The 5,111-nt window shown below is 72.3% G+C and carries 4 protein-coding genes and 1 pseudogene; 3 read left to right on the top strand and 2 right to left on the bottom strand.

Annotated features, from left to right (window positions below; all coding sequences use genetic code 11):
• The coding region (gene hutH, locus I73_RS05330; RefSeq protein ID WP_022979667.1) for a histidine ammonia-lyase at nt 1-1,406 on the bottom strand (1,406 nt) is incomplete at its 3' end.
• 4 nt (nt 1,407-1,410) lie between these two features.
• Nucleotides 1,411-3,111, bottom strand: coding sequence for a urocanate hydratase (gene hutU, locus I73_RS05325; RefSeq protein WP_022979666.1), 1,701 nt, complete (start codon nt 3,109-3,111; stop codon nt 1,411-1,413).
• Nucleotides 3,112-3,211: 100 nt separating this feature from the next.
• Here hutU and hutC point away from each other — a divergent pair, with 100 nt between their 5' ends.
• From hutC to I73_RS05310, 3 genes and pseudogenes are all read left to right on the top strand, one after another.
• A complete protein-coding gene (hutC, locus tag I73_RS05320) occupies nt 3,212-3,931 on the top strand; it encodes a histidine utilization repressor (RefSeq protein WP_022979665.1) in 720 nt (239 codons plus the stop codon).
• Nucleotides 3,928-4,464 carry a HutD family protein gene (locus tag I73_RS30720; RefSeq protein WP_022979664.1) on the top strand — a complete coding sequence of 179 codons (537 nt, stop codon included), beginning with the start codon at nt 3,928-3,930 and terminating at the stop codon, nt 4,462-4,464. The genes hutC and I73_RS30720 overlap by 4 nt, the downstream gene beginning before the upstream one ends.
• A pseudogene (locus I73_RS05310) lies at nt 4,461-5,111 on the top strand (imidazolonepropionase); the annotation flags it as partial. The gene I73_RS30720 and the pseudogene I73_RS05310, both read left to right, overlap by 4 nt.

Raw genomic sequence — 5,111 nt, 5'->3', positions numbered from 1 at the left:
AGCAAGGCATGGGCCTCTTCCAGTGCCGACGAACTGGCCAGCGGGCGCAGGAATTCGATGCCCTGTGCCGCGGCCAGCCACTCCACGCCCAGGATGTGCGCCACGTTGGCGATCATGGGCTGCAGGCGGCGCGCCGCGAAGGTGGCCATCGAGACATGGTCCTCCTGGTTGGCGCTGGTGGGCAGGCTGTCCACGCTGGCGGGGTGGGCCAGAGACTTGTTCTCGCTGGCCAGGGCGGCGGCCGTGACGTGGGCGATCATGAAGCCGCTGTTCAGGCCGGCGTTGCTGGTCAGGAAGGGCGGCAGGCGCGAGACGCTGGCGTCGATCAGCATGGCGATGCGGCGCTCGGCGATCGCCCCCACCTCGGCCATGGCCACCGCCATCGCATCGGCCGCCAGGGCCACCGGCTCGGCGTGGAAGTTGCCGCCGGAGATCATGGCGCCGTCCTCGAAGAACACCAGCGGGTTGTCGGTGACGGCATTGGCTTCGCGCACCAGCACCAGGGCCGCATGGCGCAGCTGGTCCAGGCAGGCGCCCACCACCTGGGGCTGGCAGCGCAGGCAGTACGGGTCCTGCACCCGGTCGTCGCCCTCGGTGTGGGACTGGCGGATGGCGCTGCCGGCCAGCAGGCTGCGGTAGTACTGGGCCACGTCGATCTGGCCGGGCTGGCCGCGCAGCGCGTGGATGCGCGGGTCGAAGGGGCCGTCGCTGCCGCGGGCGGCGTCCACCGTCAGCGCGCCGATCACCAGGGCCGATTCCAGCACCGGCTCGAAGCTGAAGAAGCCGTGCAAGGCCAGCGCGGTGGAGGTCTGGGTGCCGTTGATCAGCGCCAGGCCTTCCTTGGCCTGCAGCACCAGCGGGGCGATGCCGGCCTCGGCCAGCACGGCCGCCGCAGGGCGGCGCTGCCCGTCCACCAGGAACTCGCCCTCGCCCAGCAGGGCCAGCGTCATGTGCGACAGCGGCGCCAGGTCACCCGAGGCGCCCACCGAGCCCTGGCTGGGCACCAGCGGCACCAGGCCGGCGTTGAACACGGCCAGCAGGGTGTCGATGACCACCTCGCGCACGCCGGAGTGGGCGCGCGCCAGGCTGGCGGCCTTGGTGGCCAGCATCAGCCGCACCACGGCCGGGGCCAGCGGCTCGCCCACACCCACCGAGTGCGAGCGGATCAGGTTGAGCTGCAGCGTGGCCAGGTCGGCCGCACTGATGCGCTGGTTGGCCAGCTTGCCGAAGCCGGTGTTCACGCCGTAGACCGGCGCATCGCCGGCCGCAGCGGCCTGCACCACCGCGGCGCTGGCGCGGATGGCCGGGCGCGCGGCGGCGTCCAGCACCAGGCGGGTGCCGCCGGCGTGCACCGCCAGCAGTTGGTCCAGCGTCAGCGCGCCGGGGGTCAGGGTCAGGTCGGTCATGGGTTCAATCCTTGTTCAGCATCGGCAGGTTCAGGCCCTGTTCGCGGGCGCAGCGCTGGGCGATGTCGTAGCCCGCGTCGGCATGGCGCATCACGCCGGTGGCCGGGTCGTTCCACAGCACGCGCGCCAGGCGCTGGGCCGCCGCGTCCGTGCCATCGGCCACGATGACCACGCCACTGTGCTGGGAGAAGCCCATGCCCACGCCACCGCCGTGGTGCAGGCTGACCCAGGTGGCGCCGCCCGCCGTGTTGAGCAAGGCGTTGAGCAGCGGCCAGTCGGACACGGCGTCCGAGCCGTCCTGCATGGCCTCGGTCTCGCGGTTGGGGCTGGCCACCGAACCGCAGTCCAGGTGGTCGCGGCCAATCACGATCGGGCCCTTCAGTTCGCCGTTCTTCACCATCTCGTTGAAGGCCAGGCCGGCGAGGTGGCGTTGGCCCAGGCCCAGCCAGCAGATGCGCGCCGGCAGGCCCTGGAAGGCGATGCGCTCGGCCGCCATGTCCAGCCAGCGGTGCACCCGGGTCTCTTCGGGGAAGAGTTGCTTGATCTTGGCGTCGGTCTTGCGGATGTCCTCCGGGTCACCCGACAGGGCCACCCAGCGGAAGGGGCCGCGGCCTTCGCAGAACTGCGGCCGCACATAGGCAGGCACGAAGCCGGGGAAGTCGAAGGCGTTCTTCACGCCCTGGTCGAAGGCCACCTGGCGGATGTTGTTGCCGTAATCCACGGTCGGGATGCCCAGGGCCTGGAAGTCCAGCATGGCCTGCACATGCACCGCGCAGCCGCGGGCCGCGGCGGCCTTCAGGTCGGCGTGCTGGGCCGGGTCGGCGGCGGCGGCCTTCCACTGTTCCACCGTCCAGCCGGCGGGCAGGTAGCCGTTGATCAGGTCGTGGGCCGAGGTCTGGTCGGTCACGATGTCCGGCCGCGGCGCACGGCCTTCCTTCACCCGGCGCACCAGCGCCGGCAGGATCTCGGCAGCATTGCCCATCAGGGCGATCGAGATGGCCTTCTTCTCGGCGGTGTAGCGGGCGATGCGGGCCAGCGCGTCGTCCAGGTCGGTGGCCTGCTCGTCCACGTAGCGGGTCTTCAGGCGGAAGTCGATGCGCGACTGCTGGCACTCGATGTTGAGCGAGCAGGCACCGGCGAAGGTGGCGGCCAGCGGCTGCGCGCCACCCATGCCGCCCAGGCCGGCGGTCAGCACCCAGCGCCCTTCCAGCGAGCCGCCGTAGTGTTGACGGCCTGCTTCGGCAAAGGTTTCATAAGTGCCCTGCACGATGCCCTGGGTGCCGATGTAGATCCAGCTGCCGGCCGTCATCTGGCCGTACATCATCAGGCCCTGGCGGTCCAGCGCGTTGAAGTGCTCCCAGGTGGCCCAGTGCGGCACCAGGTTGGAGTTGGCGATGAGCACCCGCGGCGCGTCGGCATGGGTGCGGAACACGCCCACCGGCTTGCCGCTCTGCACCAGCAGGGTCTCGTCCTCGCCCAGGGTGCGCAGGCTGGCCAGGATCTGCTCGAAGCAGTCCCAGTTGCGCGCGGCCTTGCCGATGCCGCCATAGACCACCAGCGCGTCGGGGTTTTCGGCCACGGCCGGATCCAGGTTGTTCTGGATCATCCGGTAGGCGGCCTCGATCAGCCAGTTCTTGCAGTGCAGCGTGGCACCGGTGGGGGCCTTCACCGGGCGGGGCCCGGCAGGGGTGTGGACAGTGGACATGGCAGTCTCCAGACAGGGTGGCCAAGCAAGGCGGCCAGACAGCGAATGGGGCGGATGCTACTTGTCTAGACAAGCTCATGCAAGTAGCATCCACCCCACCATGGTCACGCACACCTCCGCCGCCCTGGCGCCCTACGCCCGGGTCAAGCAACACCTGAAGGACCGGCTCGCCGCCGGCGACTGGGCCCCGGGCGCGCAGATGCCCTCCGAGGCCGAGCTGGTCGCCCAGTTCGGCGTCAGCCGCATGACGGTCAACCGCGCCCTCAAGGAGCTGCAGGCCGAGGGCTTTGTCGATCGGGTGCAGGGCGTGGGCACCTTCGCCGCGGCGCTCAACAAGGTCTCGGCCACGCTGACCCTGCACGACGTGCACGAGGAGATCGCCGCCCGCGGCCACCGCCACGACAGCCAGGTGGTGCTGCAACAGGCCGAGCCCGCCAGCGCCGCACTGGCCGCCCAGCTGGGCGTGGCCGAGGGCGCCACCGTCTTCCACACCCTGATCGTGCACCGCGACAACGGCGTGGCCCTGCAGTGCGAAGACCGCTACGTGAACCCCGCCGCCGCGCCGGACTACCTGGCGCAAGACTTCACGCGCCGCACCCCCACCCAGTACCTGTTCGAGGCCACCGCGCTGTGGCGGGCACAGTACGCCATCGAGGCCGCCCGCCCCACCGCGCAGGAGGCCCGGCTGCTGGGCATCGCCGAGGACGAGCCCTGCCTGGTGGTGGTGCGCCGCACCTTCAGCCGCGAGCACGCCATCACCCTGGGCCGGCTGGTCTACCCAGGCCGGCGCTACCAGCTCGCCGGGGAGTTCGCACCATGAGCCTGCACACCGTCCGCTGGGCCGAGGCGCCCGAGCAGCCCTGGCGCAACGGCGGCGGCCGCACCCGAGAGCTGCTGGCCTGGCCCGCGCCCGGCGGCTGGCGGCTGCGGGTCAGCGTGGCCGACATCGAACGCGACGGCCCCTTCTCGCCCTTTCCCGGCGTGCACCGCAGCTTCCAGGTGCTCAGCGGCACGGGCGTGCGGCTGGGGGGCGTGAAGCTCACGCCGGACAGCCCGCCCCACGCCTTCGACGGCGCCCTGGCCCCGGACTGCACCCTGCTGGCCGGCCCCACCCGCGACCTGAACCTGATGGTGACCGGCGGCCGCGGCCGGCTGTGGCCTGCCGCACAGCCCTGGCAGGCCGGCACCGGCTGGCGCGGCCTCTACACCACCGAGGCCACCACACTGCGGGCCGGCGCCCAGGCCCTGGCCCTGCCCCCGCACACCCTGGCCTGGAGCGACGACTCGCCCGGCGCCTGGCAGATCGACCCGCCGGCCCGCGCCTGGTGGCTCACCCTGGAGGACACGCCATGAACACCCCCGCGGTGCGCCGCCCCAACCGCAGCCTCTGGCGCGGCGCCCATCTGGCCACCCTGAGCCCCGACAGCCCCTGGGGCTGGATCCCCGACGGCGCCCTCGTCACCGAAGGCGAGCGCATCGCCTGGGTCGGCCCGGCCCGCGAACTGCCAGCCGGCCTGGCGGTGGATGCCGAGCACGACTGGGGCGGCGGCGTCGTCACCCCCGGCCTGATCGACTGCCACACCCACCTGGTCTATGGCGGCAACCGGGCACGCGAATTCGAGCTGCGCCTGCAGGGCGCCAGCTACGAGGAGATCGCCCGTGCCGGCGGCGGCATCCGCTCCACGGTGCAGGCCACCCGCGACGCCAGCGACACGGCCCTGCTGGACGCCACGCTGGCCCGCGCCCGGGTGCTGCTGCGCGAAGGCGTGACCACGGTGGAGATCAAATCCGGCTACGGCCTCAGCCAGGCCGACGAGGCGCGCTGCCTGCGGGTGGCGCGCGCCGTGGCCGAGCACCTGCCGATGACGGTGCGCACCACCGCACTGGGCGCCCACGCCCTGCCACCCGAGTTCGCCGGTCGGGCCGACGACTACATCGAGGCCCTGTGCGACTGGCTGCCCGGCTGGCAGGCCGAGGGCATGGTGGACGCGGTGGACGGC

This window comes from Ideonella sp. B508-1 (assembly GCF_000333615.1).
Lineage (GTDB): Bacteria > Pseudomonadota > Gammaproteobacteria > Burkholderiales > Burkholderiaceae_C > Ideonella.
Note: the sequence above shows the minus strand (reverse complement) of the source record. Positions and strands in the feature narration are given on the sequence as shown.

What these genes read in the sequence shown, in the direction of transcription:
- hutC (WP_022979665.1), top strand. Translation starts at nt 3,212, where the DNA reads ATGGTCACGCACACCTCCGCCGCCCTGGCGCCCTACGCCCGGGTCAAG.
- I73_RS30720 (WP_022979664.1), top strand. Translation starts at nt 3,928, where the DNA reads ATGAGCCTGCACACCGTCCGCTGGGCCGAGGCGCCCGAGCAGCCCTGG.
- hutU (WP_022979666.1), bottom strand. Translation starts at nt 3,111, where the DNA reads ATGTCCACTGTCCACACCCCTGCCGGGCCCCGCCCGGTGAAGGCCCCC.